This is a genomic window from Wenyingzhuangia aestuarii (assembly GCF_011927765.1).
GTDB lineage: Bacteria > Bacteroidota > Bacteroidia > Flavobacteriales > Flavobacteriaceae > Wenyingzhuangia > Wenyingzhuangia aestuarii.
The window spans coordinates 213,229-238,792 of record NZ_JAATJG010000005.1 but is presented as its reverse complement, the minus strand read 5'-3'; the positions used below and the strand labels follow the sequence as shown (position 1 = coordinate 238,792).

21 protein-coding genes are annotated in these 25,564 nt (G+C 31.4%); 6 read left to right on the top strand and 15 right to left on the bottom strand.

What is annotated here, in order from left to right; all coding sequences use genetic code 11:
- Nucleotides 1-68: 68 nt before the first annotated feature.
- The 4 genes from GGR97_RS06975 (at nucleotide 69) to gap (ending at nucleotide 7,553) form a co-directional block, all read left to right on the top strand.
- A complete protein-coding gene (locus tag GGR97_RS06975; RefSeq protein ID WP_167897800.1) occupies nucleotides 69-4,385 on the top strand; it encodes a translocation/assembly module TamB domain-containing protein in 4,317 nt (1,438 codons plus the stop codon).
- A gap of 72 nt (nucleotides 4,386-4,457) precedes the next feature.
- Entirely contained in the window at nucleotides 4,458-5,366 is a 909-nt protein-coding gene (locus GGR97_RS06970) for a sugar phosphate nucleotidyltransferase (protein ID WP_167897799.1), read from the top strand.
- Nucleotides 5,367-5,518: 152 nt separating this feature from the next.
- Nucleotides 5,519-6,505: a 6-phosphofructokinase gene (gene pfkA, locus GGR97_RS06965; protein WP_167897798.1), complete on the top strand. Its 987-nt coding sequence runs from the start codon at nucleotides 5,519-5,521 to the stop codon at nucleotides 6,503-6,505.
- 52 nt (nucleotides 6,506-6,557) lie between these two features.
- Entirely contained in the window at nucleotides 6,558-7,553 is a 996-nt protein-coding gene (gene gap / locus GGR97_RS06960) for a type I glyceraldehyde-3-phosphate dehydrogenase (protein WP_167897797.1), read from the top strand.
- 53 nt (nucleotides 7,554-7,606) lie between these two features.
- Here the strand turns inward: gap and GGR97_RS06955 are convergent, their stop codons facing one another.
- From GGR97_RS06955 to fumC, 6 genes are all read right to left on the bottom strand, one after another.
- A complete protein-coding gene (locus GGR97_RS06955; RefSeq protein ID WP_245229468.1) occupies nucleotides 7,607-8,485 on the bottom strand; it encodes a LamG domain-containing protein in 879 nt (292 codons plus the stop codon).
- A gap of 96 nt (nucleotides 8,486-8,581) precedes the next feature.
- A complete protein-coding gene (locus tag GGR97_RS06950; RefSeq protein WP_167897796.1) occupies nucleotides 8,582-9,730 on the bottom strand; it encodes a DUF3095 family protein in 1,149 nt (382 codons plus the stop codon).
- Nucleotides 9,731-9,764: 34 nt separating this feature from the next.
- Entirely contained in the window at nucleotides 9,765-10,688 is a 924-nt protein-coding gene (locus tag GGR97_RS06945) for a PNPOx family protein (protein WP_167897795.1), read from the bottom strand.
- 49 nt (nucleotides 10,689-10,737) lie between these two features.
- Nucleotides 10,738-11,103: a DsrE family protein gene (locus GGR97_RS06940; RefSeq protein ID WP_167897794.1), complete on the bottom strand. Its 366-nt coding sequence runs from the start codon at nucleotides 11,101-11,103 to the stop codon at nucleotides 10,738-10,740.
- Between the two features lie 57 nt (nucleotides 11,104-11,160).
- Nucleotides 11,161-11,721: a TetR/AcrR family transcriptional regulator gene (locus GGR97_RS06935; protein ID WP_167897793.1), complete on the bottom strand. Its 561-nt coding sequence runs from the start codon at nucleotides 11,719-11,721 to the stop codon at nucleotides 11,161-11,163.
- Between the two features lie 114 nt (nucleotides 11,722-11,835).
- Nucleotides 11,836-13,233 carry a class II fumarate hydratase gene (gene fumC / locus GGR97_RS06930; protein WP_167897792.1) on the bottom strand — a complete coding sequence of 466 codons (1,398 nt, stop codon included), beginning with the start codon at nucleotides 13,231-13,233 and terminating at the stop codon, nucleotides 11,836-11,838.
- A gap of 220 nt (nucleotides 13,234-13,453) precedes the next feature.
- Between fumC and GGR97_RS06925 the strand changes: the two genes are divergently transcribed.
- Nucleotides 13,454-14,482: a lipid A-modifier LpxR family protein gene (locus GGR97_RS06925; protein WP_167897791.1), complete on the top strand. Its 1,029-nt coding sequence runs from the start codon at nucleotides 13,454-13,456 to the stop codon at nucleotides 14,480-14,482.
- Between the two features lie 42 nt (nucleotides 14,483-14,524).
- Here the strand turns inward: GGR97_RS06925 and GGR97_RS15315 are convergent, their stop codons facing one another.
- The 4 genes from GGR97_RS15315 to gcvP all read right to left on the bottom strand — a co-directional run bounded on the left by GGR97_RS15315 (nucleotide 14,525) and on the right by gcvP (nucleotide 21,566).
- A complete protein-coding gene (locus tag GGR97_RS15315) occupies nucleotides 14,525-15,532 on the bottom strand; it encodes a TlpA family protein disulfide reductase (protein ID WP_245229467.1) in 1,008 nt (335 codons plus the stop codon).
- 155 nt (nucleotides 15,533-15,687) lie between these two features.
- The gene (locus GGR97_RS06915) at nucleotides 15,688-17,325 is read right to left on the bottom strand and encodes a pyruvate dehydrogenase complex dihydrolipoamide acetyltransferase (RefSeq protein WP_167897790.1); all 1,638 of its coding nucleotides are present in this window, start codon (nucleotides 17,323-17,325) and stop codon (nucleotides 15,688-15,690) included.
- A 14-nt stretch (nucleotides 17,326-17,339) separates the two neighbouring features.
- Nucleotides 17,340-18,338, bottom strand: coding sequence for a pyruvate dehydrogenase (acetyl-transferring) E1 component subunit alpha (gene pdhA / locus GGR97_RS06910; protein ID WP_167897789.1), 999 nt, complete (start codon nucleotides 18,336-18,338; stop codon nucleotides 17,340-17,342).
- 378 nt (nucleotides 18,339-18,716) lie between these two features.
- Nucleotides 18,717-21,566, bottom strand: a complete 2,850-nt coding sequence (gcvP, locus tag GGR97_RS06905; RefSeq protein WP_167897788.1) for an aminomethyl-transferring glycine dehydrogenase — start codon at nucleotides 21,564-21,566, stop codon at nucleotides 18,717-18,719.
- A 119-nt stretch (nucleotides 21,567-21,685) separates the two neighbouring features.
- On the opposite strand from gcvP, the gene GGR97_RS06900 reads away from it, so the two are divergent.
- Nucleotides 21,686-22,498 (top strand): UbiA prenyltransferase family protein, encoded by an 813-nt coding sequence (locus GGR97_RS06900; RefSeq protein ID WP_167897787.1) that lies wholly within the window; start codon nucleotides 21,686-21,688, stop codon nucleotides 22,496-22,498.
- A gap of 49 nt (nucleotides 22,499-22,547) precedes the next feature.
- On the opposite strand, the gene GGR97_RS06895 is transcribed toward GGR97_RS06900, so the two are convergent.
- From GGR97_RS06895 to GGR97_RS06875, 5 genes are read right to left on the bottom strand one after another with little or no spacing between them, the layout of a single operon-like run.
- Nucleotides 22,548-23,153, bottom strand: coding sequence for a YceI family protein (locus tag GGR97_RS06895; RefSeq protein WP_167897786.1), 606 nt, complete (start codon nucleotides 23,151-23,153; stop codon nucleotides 22,548-22,550).
- A gap of 15 nt (nucleotides 23,154-23,168) precedes the next feature.
- Nucleotides 23,169-23,459 (bottom strand): acyl-CoA-binding protein, encoded by a 291-nt coding sequence (locus GGR97_RS06890; protein WP_167897785.1) that lies wholly within the window; start codon nucleotides 23,457-23,459, stop codon nucleotides 23,169-23,171.
- A 12-nt stretch (nucleotides 23,460-23,471) separates the two neighbouring features.
- Complete coding sequence (locus GGR97_RS06885; protein WP_167897784.1) at nucleotides 23,472-24,128, bottom strand: phosphatidylserine decarboxylase family protein; 657 nt, start codon at nucleotides 24,126-24,128, stop codon at nucleotides 23,472-23,474.
- Between the two features lie 3 nt (nucleotides 24,129-24,131).
- The gene (locus tag GGR97_RS06880) at nucleotides 24,132-24,959 is read right to left on the bottom strand and encodes a phosphatidate cytidylyltransferase (protein WP_167897783.1); all 828 of its coding nucleotides are present in this window, start codon (nucleotides 24,957-24,959) and stop codon (nucleotides 24,132-24,134) included.
- 9 nt (nucleotides 24,960-24,968) lie between these two features.
- Entirely contained in the window at nucleotides 24,969-25,562 is a 594-nt protein-coding gene (locus GGR97_RS06875; RefSeq protein WP_167897782.1) for an LUD domain-containing protein, read from the bottom strand.
- Between the last annotated feature and the right edge of the window lie 2 nt (nucleotides 25,563-25,564).

The following is a 25,564-nucleotide window of genomic DNA, read 5'->3' as shown; positions in this document are numbered from 1 at the left end:
TAGGGTTTATAAAAACAATAATAAAAATACTCGCTCAGTTTTTAATAGCAATAACACTTCTACTGTTATTGCTGGTTTTTGCGCTACAATTTGGGCAAACTCAAACGGCAATTGTAAATAAATTTTTTGATTATTTAAATGAAAAATACAATGTCTCTTTTCAACTAAAAGAGATTAAAATAGATCCTTTTGGAAATTTTAATATAGAAGATTTACTAATTGAAGACCAATATCAGGATACTTTAATATTTGTAGAAAACTTAAAAGGAGCTTTGGTAGATTACCATAAAATAAAAAACAAAGTTCTTTCTTTTGAAAATATAGAGGTTAAAAATGGTTGGGTAGATGATTATTTGTACACAGGAGATACCATAAGTAGCTTAACCTTATTTTCTAGTAAATTTAAAACAGACAAAAAAAGTACTGCTCCTTTAGAGTTGTTATTTGAAAATATAAAATCATCAAATCTTAGATATGTTAGAAGAAACGATGAAAAATCTATTGTAGATTTTCATCATATTTCTGGGCAAATAGCAAGTTTAAGACTTTTAGGTCCTAATGTAGATATTGTGGCAGATTCTTTACGATTTGTAGATGTTTACGGAATAGATTATAACAAACTTAAAACGGATTTTAGTTACTCTCTTTCTAATATGAGTTTTAAGAATACAGAAATACACACAACTAATTCTGATTTATTTTTAAATGTTGATTTTAAATACAAACCAGGAGAATTAGGTGATTTTGTAACCAAAGTAAATGTAGATGCAACTATTAATGAAAGCGATTTAAGTTTAAAAGATATTCATAAAATATATCCTCATTTTAAAAACGGAAAAACATTTGATATAAAAAGTACCCTTTCGGGAACTTTAAATGATTTGGATTTAGAAAAAACTAAAATTATATCTAAAGACAATAAAACCTATTTAATAGGAGACTTTACCCTAAAGAATAGCATTGTAAATAGAAATGATTTTTGGTTTAGAGCTAAAGATGCTGCCATAGAGTTGGTGCCAGAGTCTTTAACAGATGTAGTGCCTAATCAATATCATAAAAGTTTGCCTACCAATTTTTATGGTTTAGAATTAGTAAATTTTGATGGAGATTTATTTGTGTCTAGATCTAAATTAGTCATTACTGGAGGCTTAGTTACAAACTTAGGTAAACTACAATTAAATGGTTTGTTAGATCATTTAAATAAAAACACAAGAACTGTAGATGTTAAAATACTGCATGGTGCCATTATAAAAAATAAACACCTTAAAGATTTTAAGGATATTGAGTTTAATGGAGATTTTAAAGGAAGTATTGCTAAAAACAATCTGTTGTTAAACACTAATTTGTTCTTTAAAAAAATACAATACAAACAATTAAAACTATCTAATTCTAATTTGTCTCTTAGTTTAGCAAATCAAGATATAAAAGCAAATTTTATTACCAAAGATTCTTTATTGTCTTTTGAAGCCAATATAGATTATTTAAATAAAGGAGTTCATAAAAAAACGTATGGTTTAGATTTTGAAATTACCAAAGCAAGATTGGCTAAGTTATTTCCTAAAAGTGCATCTTATCAAAAAAACTTATCGGCTGTAGGGAATATAAATATTACTCAGAATAGAGATAGTATTTTGGCTAAAGGCTTGGTAGATAATTTACGTATAGAAACAGCATCAGATACTTTAGCTTTAAGCGCTATAGATTTAAATTTTTCATCAGAAGGAAAAAACAAAAACATAGCGTTAGATTCTAAAAACTTATTAACTCTTGATGTAGAAGGAGCTTTTGATTTTGCTGATTTTGAAAAATTAGTAGAAAATGCTTTGTATAAATTTATTCCAGGAAAAAAAGTAAGAACCAATGTTAAAAATCAAACCTTAAATTTTGGTTTAGAAATTTATCCAGAGTTTTTAAAATCCATCACCAATAGAGTGGTCTTAAATCAGAATGTAAAAATATCTGGAGTATTAGATGCAGAGGGAGACAAAGGTTTAATCTATGCTTCTGCACCGTCATTCTCTTCTAAAGATTTTAAGGTAGATAGTTTAAGAATTTTTCTAGACAATTCTAATCAATGGATTAATTCCAATATATCAGCAAAGCAATTTAGATTTAAAAAACAGGTATATGATGATTTATCGTTGTTAGGAAAAAAATTAAACGATACACTTTTTGTTCGCTCTAATTTTAATACCGATAAAATAGACAATAGAGCTGTGTTTAATTTAACTACAGAGAATGATGCCTTAACCTTAGGAATAGAAAATGTATATTTTAAATACCTAAATTCTACTTGGGTTAATAAGGAAAAAAGAGAGAATAAAATTTACTACAATTACAAAACAGGAGAATGGTATTTTAACGGAATATCTTTTGCAAATAAAAATCAAGAGTTTGATTTTGATGGTAGTATTAAAAAAGGACACTCTAAAAATTTAAGACTAGCTCTTAAAAATATAAATTTGGCAGAAGTACTACCAGGAATTGATAGTTTAAAAGTAGGTGGAATTGCTAGTGGAGAAGTTTTTTTTAGAGAGAAAAACACATTACTTAAACCCGATGGGAATTTGGTCGTCAGAAAACTAAAAATTAATGGAGTGGATTACGGTTTAATGAAAACCAGTATTAAGCCTAGCGGAAAACCATTAGGTTATGATTTAAACTTTAATATATCTAACAACAAAACTCAAAATATAGATGCTGCAGGAGAAATTATTGTAAACGAAACAGATTTTTTACAATCTCAAATGGAGTTAAATGTGGTTTTAAATAATTTAAAACTAAGTTCCTTAAGTCCTTTGGGTAGAAATGTATTGTCTGCAATTAGAGGGCAAGCAAAAGGAAATTTTAAAGTTTCTGGACAAATAAACGATTTTAATACCGTTGGGTTTATAGACCTAACAAATGCCGGATTAAAGTTTCCTTATTTAAACACCAATTATAATTTTACAGGAGATACTAGGGTAAATTTAGAAGGAAAATCTTTTGTTTTTAAAAACATAAACCTACAAGATAATCTATACAAAACAAAAGGAAGTTTAAAAGGTAGAATAGATTACGATAAGTATAATAATTGGAATTTAGATTTAAGAGTAGATACTAGAAATTTACTAGTAATGAATACCGAACAACAAGAAGATTCTAAATATTACGGTACCGGTTTTATGGATGGATTTGCAACCATAAAAGGGCTTACCTCTAATTTGGCAATTAATGTTACTGGAAGAACTTTAGAAAACACCAAATTTGTTTTGCCAATTAGCGATGTTAAACAAGTTGAAACCAACAGGTTTATTTATTTTAAAGAAGTAGAAACAGACTCTGATAACGATAATGAAGAGGATGATGTTTCTGGAACTTTAGGCGGAATTAGTGTGGTTTTAAATTTAGACATTACCAAAGATGCTTTAGGAGAAGTAGTAATAGATCAAACCTCTGGAAGTTCTTTACAAGGTAGAGCAGATGGTAGATTGTTAATAGACATTGATAGATATTTTAATCTTAAAATGTATGGAGATTTAATAGTAGATGAAGGACTTTATAATTTTAAATATGGAGGAATTGTAAACAAACCTTTTATTGTGCAAAGAGGAGGAACTGTTTCTTGGAATGGAGATCCATACAAAGCAGAATTAAATATAGAAGCCGTTCACAGTGTAAAAGCCAACCCAAAAGTATTGCTAGAAAACTTGGTGGTTAACAGAAAAATAGAAGTTGATTTGGTAACTCACGTAACAGGGGAATTGTTTGATTCTAATCAGGATTTTATGATTGAAATTCCAAATGCAAGTTCTACCGTAGCATCAGAGTTAGATTTTAAATTAAATATTGATGAGAATTCTAAAATGAGACAGTTTTTCTCTTTACTAGTTTCTAAATCATTTTTTGATGAGAACAGTTTAAATAATACAAGTGCTGTTTTATCAAACACAACCTCAGAATTAATATCTAACGCAGTAACCGATATTTTTAACAAAGACGGAGGTAAACTTCAGTTTAACTTTGGATATACAGCAGGAGAAACATCAGAAGTAGAAGATTTAGCAATCGACAATCAGATAGATATTGGTGTAGAAACAGAAATTAACGATAGAATTCTAATCAACGGAAAATTAGGAGTACCTGTAGGAACCAAAACCCAATCAGCAGTAGTAGGAGAGGTTAAAGTAGAGTTTTTACTAAATAAAGATGGAAGTCTAAGATCTTCTGTTTTTAACAGACAAAACGAAATTCAATATTCCGAAGAAGAACAAGGTTATACACAAGGAATTGGTTTAAACTATCAAATAGACTTTAACAACCTAAAAGAAATGCTTCAGAAATTAAGAATAAAATCAAAAGACAAAGCTCTTAAAGAAGAAGAAACAGTTATCGTTGATGATTAATTAATAAAGAGCAATCTTTGAATACTAGAATAAAAAACTATTTTTACAATCAATTACATTAAAACAATTAAAATGAATACATATACATTAGTGGTTTTAGCAGCAGGAATGGGAAGCCGTTACGGAGGATTAAAACAAATGGATACCATGTCTGATGAAGGAGACACTATTATTGATTTTTCTTTATACGATGCTATTGAAGCAGGTTTTAAAAAAGTAGTTTTTATTGTAAGAGAAGAGTTTATAGATCAGTTTAAAGATAAGTTTGATGCCAAGTTAAAAGGCAAAATAGAAGTTGCATATGTTTGCCAAGAATTAGACAAAGTTCCGTCTGGATATCCTATAGATCCAGAAAGAAAAAAACCTTGGGGAACAGGGCATGCTTTATTAGTTACCAAAGGAGTTGTAAAAGACAACTTTGTGGTAATTAATGGTGATGATTTTTATAGCAGAGAAGCTTTTCAAACAATTATAGGGGAGTTAGCTAAGTTAGATAAAGATTCACATAATATGTGTATGGTTGGTTTTAACTTAGACAAAACAATATCTGAAAATGGATATGTTTCTAGAGGACAATGTTATGTTAACAAGAAGCAAGAACTAACAGATGTGGTAGAGAGAACTCATATAGAAAAAATAGAAGATAAAATATACAGAAAAGACGATGAAGAGAATTTAGTGGTAATGGATAATAATACTACTGTCTCTATGAACTTTTGGGGATTTACACCTAAGTTTTTAGAAGCCTTGGAAACTGATTTTGTAGATTTTATGAAAGAAAGATCTGCGGAGTTAAAAAGTGAGTTTTTTATACCTACTGTGGTTAACAATGTAATTCAATCAGGAAAAGGTGTTGTAACGGTATTAAAATCAGATGCTAAGTGGTACGGAGTAACCTATGCAGAAGACAAACCTGTGGTTACAAAAGCTATAAAAGAACTAAAAAAACAAGGAGTTTATCCAAAACATCTTTGGAGCTAATATTAAAATACTTAGTGTCCTGTAAAACTTTTTTTTTGACTATTTTTATTTTAAGAAATTAAAAAATAGTCGATATCGTTTTCGTATATAAAAGTTCTACACAGAATTAGGACGTTAAATATTATTACTTTTATGCATTATAAAATAAGAACATGAGTACTAAAGTAACTAAAATAGCTGTAATGACTTCTGGTGGTGATTCACCAGGGATGAACGCAGCAGTAAGAGCTGTTGTAAGAGCCTGTGTATTTAACAATATAGAGTGTATGGGAGTTTTAAGAGGCTACCAAGGGTTAATCGACAATGATTTAATTCCTTTAGACTCTAGAAGTGTTAGAAACACTATTAGTAGAGGAGGAACTTTTTTACAAACAGCACGTTCTAAAGAATTTAGAACACCAGAAGGTAGAGAAAAAGCATATGCTAATTTTAAAGCTAATGGATTAAATGCTTTAATCGTTATTGGAGGTGATGGTTCTTTTACAGGAGGGATGATCTTTAATAAAGAATTTAAAGTTCCTGTAATTGGAATTCCTGGTACTATTGATAATGATATATACGGAACTCAATTTACATTAGGATACGATACTGCTTTAAATACAGTTGTAGAAGCTATTGATAAAATTAGAGACACTGCATCATCTCATAACCGTTTATTTTTTGTTGAAGTAATGGGACGTGATGCTGGATTTATTGCATTAAATGCAGGAATTGGAGCAGGAGCAGAAGAAATTTTAATCCCTGAAGAAAATTTAGGAATTGAAAGATTAGTTGAGTCTTTAGAAAATAGTAAAAAATCTGGGAAAACATCAAGTATTGTTGTTGTTGCAGAAGGAGATAAAACGGGTAAAGGAGTTTTTGAATTAAAAGACTACGTAGAAAAAAATATGCCAGAATATGATGTACGTGTATCAGTATTAGGTCACATGCAAAGAGGAGGTTCTCCATCATGTTTTGATAGAGTATTAGCTGGTAGATTAGGAGTAAAAGCTGTAGACTTATTAATGGGTGGACAGTCTAACCTAATGGTTGGTATTAACAACAATGAAATTACCGCTATTAACTTAGAAAAAGCAGTAAAATTACACCACGACATTAACATGGACTTGTTAAGAGTGGCGGATATATTAAGTATTTAAGATAAATACACAAATTAAGTAAACAAATTAATAAACATTATAATTAATTATCATGGTAAAAATCGGAATTAACGGATTTGGTAGAATTGGTAGATTTGCATTCAGATCTGCAGTAGCAAGAGAAAACGTACAAGTTGTTGGAATCAACGATTTATTAGATGTTGAATATTTAGCGTACATGTTAAAGTACGATTCAGTACACGGAGCTTTTGACGGAACTGTTGAAGTAAAAGATGGATCTTTAGTTGTAAACGGAAACGTAATCAGAATTACTGCTGAGCGTAACCCAGCTGACTTAAAGTGGGATGAAATTGGAGCTGATTATGTAATTGAATCTACTGGTTTCTTTTTAACAAAAGAAAAAGCACAAGGGCACATTGAGGCTGGAGCTAAAAAAGTTGTTTTATCTGCACCGTCTCCAGATGCACCAATGTTTGTAATGGGTGTTAACAATACAGAGTTAAAAGCTGATGAGACTATTTTCTCTAACGCTTCTTGTACTACTAACTGTTTATCTCCTATCGCTAAAGTATTAAACGATAACTGGGGGATTTCTGAAGGGTTAATGACAACTGTTCACGCTGCAACTGCAACTCAAAAAACTGTTGACGGTCCTTCTATGAAAGACTGGAGAGGTGGACGTTCTGCAATTCACAACATTATTCCTTCTTCTACTGGAGCTGCTAAAGCTGTAGGAAAAGTAATTCCTGCATTAAACGGAAAATTAACTGGTATGGCATTCCGTGTTCCTACTATGGATGTTTCTGTTGTTGATTTAACTGTAAAGTTAGAAAAGCCTGCAACTTATGCTGAAATTTGTGCTGCAATGAAAGCTGCTTCTGAAGGAGCTATGGCTGGAGTTTTAGGATACACTGAAGATGCTGTAGTTTCTCAAGATTTTATTGGAGATACTCGTACTTCTGTATTTGATGCATCTGCTGGTATTGCATTAAATGACAACTTCGTAAAAATCGTATCTTGGTACGATAACGAAATTGGTTACTCAACTAAAATTGTTGATTTAATTGAATATTCTGCTTCTTTATAAGAACAAGTATATAATATTAGAAAAGGCCATACATTTTGTATGGCCTTTTTATTTTAGTTTAATTTCCAAGTTCGTACCCAATCATATTGTGTAGTTCTTTGTTCTTTAGAACCGCTTTTAACCAAGCCCCCATCTTCTGGAACAGGATTCCAGTCATAAGTTTCAATAGCCATTTGAATATAGGCAGGTACATCCCAAGTAACGGTAGGGTTTAATGTGTAAGTGTATTTTCCATCTAAATAGAATAATATTTCTGTTGGCGATTTCCACCAAGCTCCATACACGTAAAAACGTTCGTGGTTTTTAGTTTCTGTTAACACCATTTTTTGTACTCTTTCACTTTTTGGATGACATTTTGTTGTTCTATGTATAGCGTTAGAATGATATATTCCATCCCAGTTTTTAGCCCAACTTTCTGTTTTGTCTGTTAATCTACCTACACATTCTTGAATGTCTAGTTCTTGTTTTTTTTCACAATTGTATTTGGTCATTAACCAAAAAGTAGAAGACATTACTGTTGCATTGGCTTTCATTTTACATTCTATATAGTAACCAACCTCTGCAGGGTATATAGATCTTACAATAGCTCCTTGATAGTTAAATGTTTTATTGTTTTTATGTACTGGTTTTTTTAAGGCACTAACCGTAACATTCATGTTTCCTTTTTTTAAGGTTACATTTTCTGCTTTAAATAAACCAGGTGGTCTACCATCCCACATCCAACCATTGCCAATAGGATTGCTTTGCCATTTGTTTTTATTTAATTTTTTAGCATCAAAATCATCAGACATATTTTCTACAGCTACCCAACTCTTAGAGTTTGGCTTAGGATCTTGATCTTTTAAAAAGTAAGGTGATGTTGCTTGTGCATTTGTTGTTTGATTTAATGAGCATATAGCAATGAACATTAAAGAAGAGACTATTTTTACCATATATAAATTGTTAACATATTAGATGTCTAACTTATAGTAATTATAGATGTTTTAGGAATACGGTAGGTTTGTGTACTAATACAAATGTGCAAGAGATTATTTTAATTTTTGCTTTAACATTTTTGCTGCAGAAGTGTAGCCTCCTTCAGTCCCATCAATAAAGTGAGCGTGTTTTGTTTTACGATCTATAACATAACAAGACATAATAGATGAGTGGGTAATATGTATTCCATAAATAATTTTTTTCTCTTTTTCTAACTGATTTAAATACTCTATAAATAGGTTTATTTTAGATTCTGTAGCCGTAAAAATGGTATTAATACTACCATCTAACATAAAGGTATGCGATAGTTGACTAATTTGATTTAGGTATTGTTTTCCTTCTTTAGAAAAATTAAAATAATATTTTCCCAAAAGGGTAATTAACCAGTTTTTACAAATAAAAGAAATGTCCTTTTTTACCAAACGAACCTTCATTTCTTTCCAAATTTTATAGACACTGTAATCTAACTTCATTTTAGAAGGAGAAATAGGTTGTCTTTCTGTAAAGTCTCCAAAGAGGGTATTCATTTTGCTAAGAATACTAGCATAAACAGTTTGTTGTTCTTCTGTAACAATACAATCAATTAACAAACAAACTATTTTTTTAGATGTTTTGGGCGGAGTAATTTCTTTCCATCTACATTCCATTCCTTCTAAATTAATAAGCTCTTCTTTTAGTTTTTTAGGAGAGGGTTCTACAAATTTTTGTTTGATAATTTTTTCTGCAATTTTAAGTCCATCACCCAAAATAATTGGAATGGTTAGCTGAGGTGTTAATTTTTGTTTAGCAATATTTATTTTGTGTCCTTTATTGGCTAGTTCATCAATAGAAACACTGCCAACTCTTAATGTTAATGATGTACTTTCTTTAATATGGATTCTATAGTTATTAAGAATAGAAAGTAGTTTGTTTAAAAGGAGGTTTGGAATGATAAACGTAGCTCCGTCTCCTCCAAAAAAATAGGGAATTGTAATGTTTAACTTTTCTTTTCTAATGGTGTTTAATACAGAAATTATAGCTCCAGTAGCTGTTAAGTTTACCTGATGGTGATTTCCGTTAGATACAGCTCCTGTAGAGTTTTGCACATCTACCACTATTACATGCCAAGTATTAGGAGCTTTGCTAAATAGATTAGGGGATTTTAGCAAGCTGACTAAATCAGTATTATTATTAGTAAGGTTTGTGTAATAATTAAGATCCATTATTGTAAATATAACAGATAGACAGTTCAGTTAGTTATATTTTAGGATTAAATTTAGAATAAGAAGTAAATTCCCAGTTGATGTTAAAACTGTTTTCTGTTAAAATCCATTGTTCTACTGTAAATGTCCAGTAAGTTCCTGTGCCTTTTGTTTTTTCAAGATCACTGGCTGTATTTTGATTGAATAATATATTGGTGTTTCCGTTTAATTGTAAAGTTCTGTTATTGTTAAAATCTATAAATAACAAACCTGCATTGGGTTCTTGTACAAAGTTTCCTAATGTATTGTATAGATAGTTCCCGGAATAGTCGGGTATTTTAAGAGTTTTGTTATCTATAACTTCTATAAAACCAGGATTACCACCTCTATGATTTGCATCCATTTTAAGATTTGTACTTGTGCTACCAACAAAAAAAGTGTCTGCTGTTGTAAATATGTTTTTAAGCTCGTCTGTATAAGTTGTTCCTTTTACACTGTTTTTAGTGTAGGCTACATTTGTTAGTTCTTTTAATACTCTTTGCTGAATGTATTTAGGACAATTTGGGTAGGCTTCTATTATAGAAATTAAAATTTTACTAGCTGTGTTTTCTTGAACAATTGCATTTATTCTATACCTTCTTCTGCTTCCTAATTCAATAAATAAAGTACCTATATTTTTATTTAATTCTATGTTTTTAAAGAACACATCAGACCAATTGCCAATTATTTTATGTTTATGAATCTGTATGGTTTGACTATTAACAATGTTTATAAATCCTGGTTGCCCTATAAGGATAGAAGTCCATACTTTTTGATGATGATCGGTACTACTAACAATTAGCATTTGCTGATTTTCTATAAAAGGATAGGCTCCTTTTATAATCTGATTACTCATTATTTTACCAACAGCATTAGATTTATCAATAGAACCCATTAACTCTTGGACTTTTAGCTCACCCTTATGAAAAAATTCTGACATTGTAATAGAATTTAAATAACCTCCTCTTTTAAAAGAGAAGGTTATTTATTTAAAAAATTAAGATGCTATATCCGTCTTGTTGTAATTTTAAAAAACTAGAAGTTCCAACAGTTCCAGGTAAAGGATTGTTGGTAATTAAATCTATTCCTTTAGGATTGGCTCCCCAAACTTGTGAACAGGCTGCAGAAGCACCCTCAACTACATCTTCTAATTCTTTATAAAGTTTATAAGCAGGGTGTTTTTCGTTTTCTAATTCTTCTGGCCATCTTGTTCCTGTTCCCTGAAAAATTATTTTAACATCTTCCTTAGCTTGTTTGTGTTCCCATGCTGCACCTAGTGCATTAAATAATCGTCCTAAAGACTCTTCAGATTTTGCTTTAGGATCTGCTAAAATTATAATTGCTGTTTTACTCATTTTAAATTGATTTAATGTTTATAACCGAACATTCGGTAAAATTAATAGATAAATTTTTTAACTAGTATATAGTGTTCGTATTCTGTTTAAAGCGTTTTTAAAAGGTTGCGTAGTTTGTATTGATTTACACAATATTAAACTTCCTTGTATTTGTACAATTACTTCATAGGCAATATCATTTGCTTCTGCAGTATTTTTCCCAAATTCAATCGCTAATTTTATAAAGCAATTGATCCATATATTTGTTCCTTTATTTATGTTTTCTGAAAATAGATCGCCACTATTTTCCATAGAAAGTGTTTGAGTAATACAAGCACTTTTACCTGAATTGTATAACTCATCAATATTAGTTAAAAGGATTTCTAATTTTTGATGATGACTTATTGCTGTATTTTGAACTACTTGAATTAAATTGTTATGAGTCCATTCTCCCACATGGTTTAGTACAGCTAAAGCAATATCTTTTTTACCTCCTGGAAATCTATGATATAAACTTGCTTTTTGTAAGCCAGAAGCAGCAGCTAAATCGTTTAGACTAGCACCCTCATAACCTTTGGTTCTAAGCACTGTAAATAGTCTTTGGATTAGTTCTGTGTTTTCTACTTTTTGTGGTCTCATATGGCAAATATAGACTTTTATTTTAATTACGGAACAATCGTTCGGTAATTTTTAGAAAAATCAAAAACCCGCTATATACTTTATAGCGGGTTTTAAATTAGTATTTTTTCTTTATTATTTTAAAGAACCAATCATGTCTTCTGGTTTTACCCATTCATCATATTGTTCTGGAGTTACATAACCTAAACGAACAGCTTCTTCTTTTAAAGTAGTTCCGTTAGCATGTGCTGTATTTGCTATTTCAGCAGCTTTGTAGTATCCAATTTTTGTGTTTAATGCAGTTACCAACATTAAAGAGTTGTTTAATAATTTTTCAATTACAGGATAGTTAGGTTCAATTCCTACAGCACAGTTTACATCAAAAGATACACAAGCATCTCCAATTAAACGAGCTGATTCAATTAAGTTTTTAGCCATTACGGGTTTAAAAACATTTAATTCGTAGTGTCCTTGCATTCCTCCAACTGTAATAGCTACATCATTCCCCATAACTTGTGCAGCTACCATAGTAATAGCTTCTGCTTGAGTTGGGTTTACTTTTCCTGGCATAATAGAAGATCCGGGTTCGTTAGCAGGAATAATTAATTCTCCAATACCAGAACGTGGTCCAGAAGACATTAAACGAATATCGTTAGCAATCTTGTTTAAAGACACAGCAATTTGTTTTAAAGCTCCGTGAGTTTCTACAATTGCATCGTGAGCCGCTAAAGCTTCAAATTTATTTTCAGCAGTTACAAAAGGCAACCCTGTAAATTCAGCAATTTTTTTTGCTACCAATACATCGTAACCAGCAGGTGTATTTAATCCTGTACCTACAGCAGTTCCTCCTAAAGCCAATTCAGCTAAGTGAGGTAAGGTGTTTTTTAATGCTTTTAACCCGTGATCTAATTGAGATACATATCCAGAAAACTCTTGTCCAATGGTTAATGGAGTTGCATCCATTAAGTGTGTACGTCCAATTTTTACAACATCTTTAAAAGCCTCAGCTTTTGCTTTTAAGGTATTTCGTAATTGTTCTACTCCAGGAATGGTAATTTCTACCACTGCTTTGTAAGATGCAATGTGCATTCCTGTAGGAAACGTATCGTTAGAAGATTGAGATTTGTTTACATCATCGTTAGGTTGAATTACTTTTTCACCTTCTCCAATAACACCACCCGCTAATTCTTGAGCTCTGTTAGCAATAACTTCATTAGAGTTCATGTTAGACTGAGTACCCGATCCTGTTTGCCATACTACTAATGGAAATTGATCATCGTGCTTACCCGCTAAAATTTCATCACATACAGCAGAAATTAAGTCTCTTTTACTTTCTTCTAAAACACCTAAGTCACAGTTTGCATGTGCAGCTGCTTTTTTTAAATAAGCAAAACCATAAACTATTTCTAAAGGCATGCTTCCTGCAGGTCCAATTTTAAAATTGTTTCTAGATCTTTCAGTTTGTGCTCCCCAATACTTATCAGCAGGTACTTGTACCTCACCCATAGTATCTTTTTCTATACGATATTTCATTGGATATTATTTAAAATTCATTTTGATGACTCAAAGATAAGCGAAACCCAAAATTAGAAAAATGATTCATCTCATAAAATAAATTTAATTTGTGAGATTATACAGATTGAAGGTTTTTAACTAAGTATTTAACAAAAATCGATGTAGTTGACGATGATCAATTTTATTTAAGGTTCTAGTAGAAGAGTATCAATCACTTAAAGCCTTATAGGGAATACCTTTGAGTAACCAATCTAACGATACTATGTATTACTCTTTTAAAACTTTTTTTCCCCTTTTTCTGTTATTTATTACTGTTGATTCTTTTTCTCAAAAAGTAAAATCACCTTTTATTAAACAAGCTTCTTTTTATCATGAGAACGATGCTTTTTTTGCCCCTAAAAACACAGATGATAATTACACGGCAGGGTTAAGGTTAGATGTGGTAACTAAAGATTTAAAGTTTTGGCAACCTTTTATTATATTAAAATCTGAAGAGTCAAAAATGTACAATCATTTTAATTTTGGCTTTCAATCTTTTACCCCAAGAAAGTTGGCTACTAAAGAAATACAAAAAGATGATAGACCCTATGCTTCTTACACATTTATAAGTTTGGGTAGAACTCAGCTGTTTAAAAATACTGCTTTTTATTCCGAGATATCTATTGGGGCATTAGGATTGTCTTTGGCAGAAAAAGCACAAATATACATTCATAAAAAACACTTTTTAGGAACCGATAGACCTATTCCTTTAGGTTGGGAAAATCAAATTCAGGAAGGAGGAGATTTGGTTTTAAATTATAAGATGAATTACCTATATGCTTTTAATAATACCGTTTATGGAAATAGTATTATTCCCTCTATGCGTGTGGCGGTTAATTTAGGAAATTATACTTCTGATATTTATGTGGGAGGGCAACTTTCTTTTTTTAACATTAACTATTCTAGTTCATCGCTAAATTTTAACGAAATAGTTGCATTTAAAGACTTTAAGAGAAATAAAACAAGGTTTAATATGTTTATAGAACCAGGTATTCGTTGGAATTTATACAATGCAACTTTACAAGGAGCTATGTTTTCTGATCATTCTGTTTATACAGTAGATAGGTCTAAAATAAACAGTTTTATGCTAGATGTAAATTTAGGAATGAATTTAACGATTAAAGATCTAGTGGTATTAAAATATACTTTAACACGAAGAACACAAGAATTTTCTTTTGGAAAAAAATCTCATTGGTGGGGAGGATTCGGGTTAGGAATTAAATTCTAAAAAAAAACAGCCTTGATTCAAAATCAAGGCTGTTAAATTGGCTTATAAAAGTTCTTTTAAAATTTTTGTCAGATTAGGATCTGAAGGTCTTGGTGCATTTGCTGTAACAATGTTTCCTTCCGTATCTAATAAAATAAAACGTGGAATTCCAGTTACTTGATAAGCTTCCATAAAACTATTGTCTCCATTGGCAAACAATTGAATTCCTCCCATGTTTTGATCTTTAATCATGTCTTGCCATTTATTTTTGGCATTTGGATTGTCTACAGAAATACTTACAAACTTGATGTTTTTCTTATGAAATTTTTCTTCCACTTCTTTAAGGAAAGGAATTTCTGCTTTACAAGGAGGACACCATGTAGCCCAAATATCTATATAAACATAACTTCCTTTTAAGTCCGTTAAATTTGTTGTACCACCTTTATAGTTTTCGTAGTTAAATGTTGGAGAAGCATCTCCTTTTTGTAAACTAGCACCAACTCCATTAATGGTATTGTACTGGCTTTTAAGATTTTCTACAAAAACAGTTAAATTTTCTTTTTCAGTCTTAGATACAACAGGATCTATGTTTGGGTTGTCTTTTAATAAAGTTTCAATTTTACCAACCATTGTATCAATATAGCTTGTAAAAGCATCTTTGTCTAAACTGTTAAGACTGTCTATTTTTTCGAATACTTGTTGGGTAATTTGTTCTCTTTGGTGTAAATAGTTATTTACTTTTTTACCCTTACCCTCATAGCTAATACTGTTTTGAAAATCGTTTACATCTACGTTAACAACTAGGTTGGTGTTTTTGTTTAAAAATAAGGTTTTTCCTTGATTTCCAATTTGTAGGTAAGCAAATTCACCATCAATATTAATAGTGTCTTTAAATACACCATTTTCTATTTTAATATTTTTTACATTGTTTTGTGTTCTTAAAACAACCTCTGTAATATCGTTAGGTAAATTTTGTATTTCTCCTTCTATACTTGCATGTTTAGGTGTGTTGTTACATGCTATGGCTAACAAGGTTGTACTTGCTATAAAAATTTTTTTAAGATGATTCATTTTCTTTTATTTCTATTATAAATCTATTGATGTTATTGTATCATATATCGAGCCAAATCTGTTGGAAATTGCTTTTTGAATTTTACAGAATCTAAGATATAAAAAAAACACCTCTGTGTGAACAGAGGTGTTTTAAATATGTTTGTTAAAATTGCTTATGCAATCATAGTAACAGGATTCTCAATATATTGCTTTAATGTATTTAAGAAAGCAGCACCAACAGCACCATCAATAGTTCTGTGATCACAAGATAATGTTAAATTCATTACGTTACCAACAACAATCTCTCCGTTTTTAACAACAGGTTTTTGTTTAATTCCCCCTACTGATAAAATAGCAGAGTTAGGTTGGTTAATAATAGATGTAAAGTTATCTACTCCAAACATTCCTAAGTTAGAAACTGTAAAAGTACTTCCAGACATTTCTGCAGGGGTTAACTTTTTCTTTTTAGCTTTAATAGCTAAATCTTTTACTTCTGCACCAATTTGAGTTAGACTCTTAGTGTCTGTAAATGGAATTACAGGAACTACTAAACCGTCTTCAATAGCTACAGCTACACCAACAGCAATATGTTCGTTATAGATTGTTTTTTCAACAGTCCATTCTGTGTTAATTTGTGGATGCTTTTTTAAAGCCATAGCAGATGCCTTTACTACTAAATCATTAAAAGATACTTTTGTATCTGGTAATTGATTGATAATAGCTCTAGAAGCCATTGCATTGTCCATATCAACATCTAAACTGATTGTAAAGTTTACATTCTCAGTTTGAGATTTATCTAAAGCTCTAGCAATTGCTTTACGCATGTTAGAGTTCTTTTCTTCTCTTTGGCTAATTTCTCCAACAGGAGCAGCAACTACAGTTTTAGCAGCAGCAGGAGCTTCAGGAGCAGGAACGTAGTTCTCAATATCTACTTTCACAATTCTTCCACCTTCACCAGTTCCAACAACTTTAGCTAAGTTAATTCCTTTTTCTTCAGCCAATGCTTTTGCTAAAGGAGATGCAACGATACGTCCGTTCTCAGAATTAATAGCACTTACTTTTTTAGTTGCAGTAGGAGCAGCAGCTGTTTTAGGAGCTTCTGTTTTAGCCGGAGCCGGAGCAGCAGCTTTGGGTGCTTCTGCTTTTGGAGTTTCCGCTTTGGCAGGAGCAGCACTAGTACCAGGATTGGCAACAATTGCAGAAACATCAGTTCCAGCTTCACCAATAATAGCTAATAAACTATCTACAGGAGCAGTTTCTCCTTCTTGCAAACCTACATATAATAAAGTTCCTTCGTTAAAAGACTCAAACTCCATTGTAGCTTTATCTGTTTCAATTTCAGCTAAAATATCACCTTCTTCTACTTTATCACCAACTTTTTTTAACCAAGTTGCAACCGTACCATCTGTCATGGTATCGCTTAAACGAGGCATGTTTATTATTGTTACTCCTTCAGGAATTGCAGCAGCTTCAGCAGCCGGAGCTTCTTCTTGAGCTGGTGCAGCAGGAGTTTCTTCTTTAGTAGTTTCTGCAGGAGCAGCACCACCGTTTAATAAAGCAGAAACATCTTCACCCTCTTCACCAATAATAGCTAATAAGCTATCTACAGGAGCAGAATCACCTTCTTGTAATCCAATATGTAATAAAACACCTTCGTTAAAAGATTCAAATTCCATTGTAGCTTTATCTGTTTCAATTTCTGCTAAAATGTCTCCTTCTTCTATTTTATCACCAACTTTTTTAAGCCATTGAGCAACTGTCCCTTCGGTCATAGTATCACTCAATCGAGGCATATTAATTATAGTAGCCATGTTTTTTTCTTGGATTATTTATGTTTTACAAATGGGTAATTCTCTTGCTCGTACACCATGTCGTATAATTGTTGCTTGTCTGGGTATGGAGAATCTTCAGCATATTTTTCACATTCCAAAACTTTAGCCTTAACGTCTTTGTCAATCGCTTTGATTTCTTCTTCTGTTAAGTAGTTTTCTTTTTTGATGACATCTAATACTTGAGTAATAGGGTCAATCTTTTTATATTCTGCAACCTCGTCTTTTGTACGATAGTGTTGTGCATCCGACATAGAGTGACCTCTATAACGGTAAGTTTTCATTTCTAAGAAAGTTGGTCCGTCACCTCTACGAGCTCTTTCCATTGCTTCGTCCATTGCCTCAGCAACTTTTATAGGATCCATTCCGTCTACAGGTCCACAAGGCATTTCGTACCCTAAACCTAATTTCCAAATTTCTTGGTGGTTGGCAGTACGTTCTACAGAAGTTCCCATTGCGTATCCATTGTTTTCTACAATAAATACTACGGGTAATTTCCAAAGCATTGCCATGTTAAATGTTTCGTGAAGTGACCCTTGACGAGCAGCACCATCACCAAAACAACAAATAGTAACTCCACCTGTATTGTGGTATTTATCACCAAAAGCCATACCAGCACCTAATGGAATTTGACCTCCAACAATACCATGTCCTCCGTAAAAACCGTGTTCTTTAGAAAAAATATGCATAGAACCACCCATACCTTTAGAGGTACCAGTAACTTTTCCATACAATTCAGCCATCACTTTTTTAGGATCTACTCCCATACCAATAGGTTGTACGTGGTTACGGTAAGCTGTAATCATTTTGTCTTTACCTCCTAATTCCATAACGTGTAAACATCCAGCTAAAATAGCTTCTTGACCATTGTAAAGGTGTAAGAATCCTCTAACTTTTTGTTGGATATAAACTGCTGCCAATTTATCCTCAAACTTTCTCCAGAAAAGCATGTCCTTATACCAATTGATATAGGTTTCTTTGGTGATTTCTTTCATGATTTAATTTAAATTATTACAAAAAACATACTAGGTGTAACTACGTAGTTTTAGTTTTTATTTGTCGAATAGGAGCAAAAATAACACATTATGACTAAGTAATAAACATCTGTAAGGACTTTTTTAGTGCCTCTTTTTGAAGAATTTACAAGGTTTGTAAAATGTTGAGGTTGAATTTCGTGGGAAGCGTAATTCAGTTTTTTGTTAAAACCTTTTAAACTAGGTTGTTTGATGTTTTTTTAAGTGTAATTTTTATGTTTGAATATCGGTAAATGATTTTTTAAAAAAAAGAAAAAAATTATCAACAAAAATACATTCTAAATAAAAAATCTCCATCAAATTAATGATGGAGATTTTTAGCGTTTTATTTAAGAATTTTTATGCTTCCATATAACTTTCAATAGGCTCACAAGAACAAACTAAATTTCTATCTCCGTAAGCATCATCTACTCTACGAACTGTAGGCCAAAATTTATTATGAGATATTCCTTCCATAGGGTAGGCAGCTTTTGCTCTAGAATAGTTAAATTCCCACTCATCAGAAGTTAACATTTGCTGTGTATGTGGTGCATTTTTTAGTATAGAGTTTTCATCATGATGCTCTAATTCATCTATTTCTGCTTTAATACTAAGGATGGCATTAATAAAAGTATCTAGTTCTTCTTTGTTTTCACTTTCTGTAGGTTCTATCATTAAAGTTCCTGCTACAGGAAAAGATACTGTTGGTGCATGGAAACCATAATCCATTAGACGTTTAGCTACATCGGTTACTTCAATTCCTTTGGCTTTAAATTGTCTAAAGTCAACAATCATTTCGTGTGCACAGAATCCGTTTTCTCCAGAATATAAAATATTGTATTCTGCTTCTAATTTAGATTTGATGTAGTTGGCATTTAAAATAGCATTTTGTGTTGCTAATTTTAATCCTTTAGCTCCTAACATTTTTATGTACCCATAAGAAATTAAACAAACCAAAGCAGACCCCCAAGGAGCTGCAGAAATTGCTTTAATAGCATGGTTTCCACCTGTTTTTACTACAGGGTTAGAAGGTAAGAAAGGTGCTAGGTGTTCTACTACACAAATTGGTCCTACTCCCGGTCCACCTCCTCCATGAGGAATGGCAAAAGTTTTGTGTAGGTTTAAGTGACAAACATCTGCACCAATTGTAGCAGGATTTGTTAATCCTACTTGGGCATTCATGTTGGCACCGTCCATATATACTTGTCCTCCGTTGTCGTGAATTAATTGTGTAATTTCTTTAATTCCGCTTTCAAAAACTCCGTGAGTAGAAGGGTAAGTAACCATTAAACACGATAAATTATCTTTGTGTAAAATAGCTTTTTCTCTTAAATCTTCAATATCAATGTTTCCATCTTCAGTAGCTTTAGTAACCACTACTTTCATACCTGCCATAACAGCAGATGCAGGATTTGTTCCGTGAGCAGAAGAAGGAATTAAACAAATATTTCTATGGTGATCGTTTCTAGATTCGTGATATGCTTTAATGACTAAAAGTCCTGCATATTCACCTTGTGCACCAGAGTTGGGTTGAAGTGAGGTAGCGTGGAATCCTGTAATCTCATTTAAATCATTTTCTAAACCTCTTAAAACTTCTTGGTATCCTTGTGCTTGTTCTACAGGTACAAATGGGTGGATATTCCCCCAATTTGGCCAACTTAAAGGTAACATTTCAGAAGCTGCATTTAATTTCATAGTACAAGATCCTAAAGAAATCATTGAATGATTTAGCGATAAATCTTTACGTTCTAATTTTTTAATATAACGCATCATTGCAGTTTCAGAATGGTACGTATTAAATACAGGGTTTGTTAAATAGGTTGATGTTCTTTTAAATTCTGGTTTTACATCAACCTCTACAATTTTGTGAATTTCTGTAAAGTTCTTACCTGTTGCTTTTGCTAAAATTCTAGCAATTTCGTTAAGGTCTTTTAAATTGGTTGTTTCGTTAATAGCAATACTAACCGAAGTTTCTGAATTGTATAAAAAGTTAATATGTAACAATTCTGCAATTTCTTTTACTTTACTAGCAGAAGGAACGGTTACATTTAAGGTGTCAAAAAACACTGGGTTTACTTGTTCAAAACCTAATTCTTTTAACGCTAAGTTTAACGTATATGTATGGTTTAATATTTTATTTGCAATGTACTTTAGTCCTTTTGCTCCATGAAAAACACCATACATGCTTGCCATTACAGCTAGTAAAACCTGAGCAGTACAAATGTTAGAGGTTGCTTTTTCTCTTTTTATATGTTGCTCTCTAGTTTGTAATGCCATACGTAAAGCACGGTTTCCATCTAAATCTTTAGTTGCCCCAATAATTCTACCAGGTAAAGATCTTTTGTAGGCTTCTTTAGTTGCAAAATATGCAGCGTGTGGTCCTCCGTATCCCATTGGAATTCCAAAACGTTGAGTAGTTCCTACGACAATATCAGCTCCCCATTCTCCCGGAGGAGTTAACAAAGTAAGACTTAATAAATCTGCAGCTACAGCAATTCTAGCTTCTATATTATTTGCTTTTTTAACAAAATCAGAATAATCTACTACTTTTCCGTTTTTTCCAGGATATTGAACCAAACCACCAAATACATTTTGATCGAACTCAAAAGTTTCGTGATTTCCAATAATTATCTCAATATTTAAAGGAGTTGCTCTAGAGTATAAAATATCTATAGTTTGTGGCAACACGTTGTCTGATACAAAAAAATGTGAAGCGTTACTTTTCTTTTGTGCTCTACTACGAGTTGTAAATAACAAAATCATAGCTTCGGCAGCAGCAGTACCTTCATCTAGCAATGATGAATTGGCAATTTCCATTCCGGTTAAATCTGTAACCATGGTTTGGAAGTTTAACAAAGCTTCTAATCTACCTTGAGCAATTTCTGCCTGGTAAGGTGTATAAGCAGTATACCACCCCGGATTTTCTAATACATTACGCTGAATAACACCAGGAGTAATGGTTGGATGGTATCCTAAACCAATGTAGTTTTTAAATAATTTATTTTTTACAGATAGTTTCTGAATATGATCCATGTATTCATATTCACTCATAGCTGGAGCTAATTGTAAATCTTGTTGCAAACGAATATCGTTAGGAACAGTTAAATTCACTAACTCTTCCATAGAGCTTACATTTACTTGCGCAAGCATTTGTGCTTGTTCATCTAGATCAGAACCTATATGTCTGTTTGCAAAAACATCTGTTTTCATAAGAAATGGATAAATATTTAAAAGCGACAAAAATACGGATAATAAAAGTTTTATTTTTGTTATGGTCTCAAATGTTTTAAGCAATTTTGCTTCACTTTGTTGATAAGTCCATTTGTTAAATGAAAATCTTAAAAGTTTTATTTCAATTTTATGTGTTTAGTAATTTACACGTATCACTTGCTGTTTATTGTTTTGTACAAACAACAGGACTTTTGTTTCATATAAATGTATTGCACGAATCTCTTCTATTAGCTTGTGCCACTTTTGTAGCGTACCATTTAATTAGATATTTAAATAGATTTAAATATGGTAAAGTTCATTTACTTGATCATTTTAGCAATCAGTACAAATGGCTTATTTTGTTGATGAATTTAATCGCTTTTGTAGGTTCTTTTTTTCTTCTTTTAGAGTTTACTGTTTCTCAATTAATAAGATTGTTTCCTTTTGGAATGTTAACACTGTTTTACGCGTTTAGTTTTATGAAAGTTAAGGGAGAAAGATATTCTATTAGATACATTCCTGGACTAAAAATATTTATTATTGCTTTTGTGTGGGCTGGGGTAGTGGTCTTTTTTTCTTTAGATTTTTCTTTACAAACGATTCTTTATTTTTTGGAGTTGATGTTGTTTGTAGTTGTATTAACACTCCCTTTTGATCTTAGAGATTTTTCTTTTGATGTGGGAAAAGTAAAAACACTGCCTATTGTTTTGGGAGTAAAAAAAGCTAAATTTCTAGGAGTATTCTTAATAATAAGTGCTGTAGCTCTCCACGGTTTTAATTTTAAGAGTGTTGGGTTATGGCAGTTTACTTTTTCAAGTTTAATTTTGTTATTAATGTTAGGATTTGCAAGTACAAAACAAACTAAATATTATGCTTCTTTTTGGGTAGAAGGAATTCCAATATTGTATTATTTACTTTTAATTTATGCATAAAAAAAGGCTCTACATTGTAGAGCCTTTTTTTATATGATTGTTAGATGTTCTATTTGATAAAGTTTAAAACCGCATCAATATCTACAGTGTTCCATGTTTTACTAACTCCATCTTCTCCTGTGTGTAATAATTCACAAGCTTTGTGTAAAGAAGCTAAAGCATTTTCTGCATGCCATTCATTAATGTCAATAGTTGCTTTTAAATAAGCAGTGTTGTTTTGTACATTTAATGTAAATGGTAAATCGTGTGTCTCATTATTCATCGTTAAAGAAACTATACCATTAGTACCTGTTACGCTAGTTACTTTTCCAGATAGTAACTCTGTGTTATCCATAATTCCAAAGAATAAAGATTTTAGTTTGGCATCTCTAACTCCGTTATTACTAAAAATACTACTTACCGGAATAGAAAATTCCACTCCAGTTAAAGCCTCATTTAAAGTTGCTCCTTTTTGATTGTTAGTTACGTTTGTAGTTTGAAATTGTCCTTTAACACCAGCTTTATTTGTAAACTTATAACCTACCCAATTAACTACTACAGTTTCAGCATCTAATTGATATGTTGGTGTTGAAGTTGTTTCAGTTCCTTTTTTCTCTTTTTGTTTACAAGCTGTTAACGAAACAACAGCTAATAAAATAAGTACTATTTTTTTCATGTTGATATTATTTATTTAGATGGTTGTATTACTATATTTTTCTACAAGTTTTATGTAGTCTTTTTTAGCTCTTTTAGGAGAGATACCTCTTAGTTGTGTCCAAGCATTAAACTTAAAAGACCTTCTAATATCACTCTCTTCTTCTTCTTGGTTGTTTGCATTAAAGCTAAAAAAATGATCTCCTTTGGTAGCTTGTTTATAATAAGCATAAAATTCTAACATAATATCTGGAGGCAGCGGATCCATTTCTGCAGCTATTCTGACAGCTTTGTCAAAACGTTCTTTTAATAAAGCATCTTTGTCCATATTGTTAAATCTCTATTTTAAAGAAGCAATAATGTCTTCTGCTCCCTTTACTTTTTGATTTAAAGATACATTAATTTTAGCATCTAAAGGAAGGAATAAGTCTACTCTTGATCCAAATTTAATGAATCCAGCATCTGTTCCTTGTAATACTTCTTGACCTACTTCTGCGTAGTTTACAATTCTTTTTGCTAATGCTCCTGCAATTTGTCTGTATAAAACTTCTCCAAAAACTTTGTTTTCTACAACTACTGTAGTTCTTTCGTTTTCTTCTGATGCTTTTGGGTGCCAAGCAACTAAAAATTTACCTGGATGGTATTTGCTAAACTTAACCAATCCACTTAATCCATATCTTGTTACGTGTACGTTTAATGGACTCATAAAAATAGAAACTTGTAATCTTTTGTCTTTAAAGTATTCAGGTTCATAAACTTCTTCTATCACAACTACTTTACCATCTACAGGAGCAACTACATGGCTGTCTGATACTTTGGTATGTCTTTTTGGGTTTCTAAAGAATTGTAAAATAATATAAACAAAAAACAATGCTACTGCATATATAATGTATTGCAACCAAACAAAATCTTTTAATAAAAAGTAAGTTAAATCTGTAGCTATTAACGCTAAGATGATTGTTGCTGTAATAATTATTTTTCCTTCTTTGTGAAACATGTTTTATGAAATTAATTGTAAATAAAAATAAATAAAAGGTGATGCAAATAACAAACTATCAAATCGATCTAACACTCCACCATGACCAGGAATTAAATTCCCACTATCTTTAATGTTTGCAGCTCTTTTAAACATAGACTCTACCAAGTCACCTAATCCACCAAAAATACTAATAACTATACTTAGACCCAACCATTCTGTTAAAGAATATTGTGTAAAATATTTAGAGAGTATGGTTGCTGTTATTAAGGTGAAAATCAAACCTCCAACAGATCCTTCTATTGTTTTGTTGGGTGAAATTTTTTCGTATAATTTATGTTTTCCTATAGCTTTACCTGTTAAATAGGCAAATGTGTCTGTAGACCATATTAAAATAATACAACCTAAAAACGTTGTTCCTTCGTAGGTATTTGTATCGTTACAAAAAGGAATAGCCAAGATTATGGTAAATGGAATTACAGCATATAGGTAGGTTAGAAATATAATCCCTAAATCTGTAAAAGGATTGTTTTGTTTCTTTTTAAACAGCAATATTAGAAACGTAAAAAACAACAGAACATAAATAAAACTAGTGTTTTTTAAATCGTTAGAAAATAAAGCATTAATAGGGAAGTAGCTTCCTAAAACTTTAAGACTTCCTGTAGATAACAAAAAAGTAATTGTTCCTAAAATGTAAAAAAAAGAAGTTTTGTAATTGCTTAGTTTTTGGAATTCAAAAATGGCAACAATCATAAAAAAGAAAAAAAGTAAGTAGAAAGAAATGCTACTGTACAATGTTGCTCCTATAAGAATGGCAACAAATATAATTCCTGAAAAAGCTCTTTGTAGCATATATGTATCTTATAAATCTTCTACTAAAATTAAATATAGGTTCTTGGAATTAGACATTCCATAGTTTAAAAAGTTGTCTTTTGTGTTGTCTAGGGTATAGTTCTTAATGTCACAAATATTGGTAGGAATTTTATTTTTACAGTTAGATTTAATACCTGTTAATCCTTCTCCCATATTTTTAACAATCTGACTGGTGTTTGCCATCACAATAAAATTATTGTTTAGCTCTCCAAGCTTCATTTCTCCAATCTGATTGGATGAAATCATAATATTCCCAGTATCTGCTACTAAATGTTCGCACGTAGAAAAATAAGGATATTGACTGTTAGAAAGAGCGACTTCGGTATCTGTAATCATACAGATTTCTTTTAACTCATTATTGATGCAAGAAACACTTGACCAATTGTTTTCTAATAATATTCTTTTAAACGTTTGTACGGCTTCTTTTTGCGAAATGCAGTATAGGAACTTACCACCTTTGTTGATGAAGTTATTAACAAACAAATCATCTAAAGACAAAACAACGGGTTGTTCGTTGATTTTTTTCTCTTTAGATGATGGTTTGGTATTTGAAGTTTTAAAAAATTTACTAAATAAACTCATCA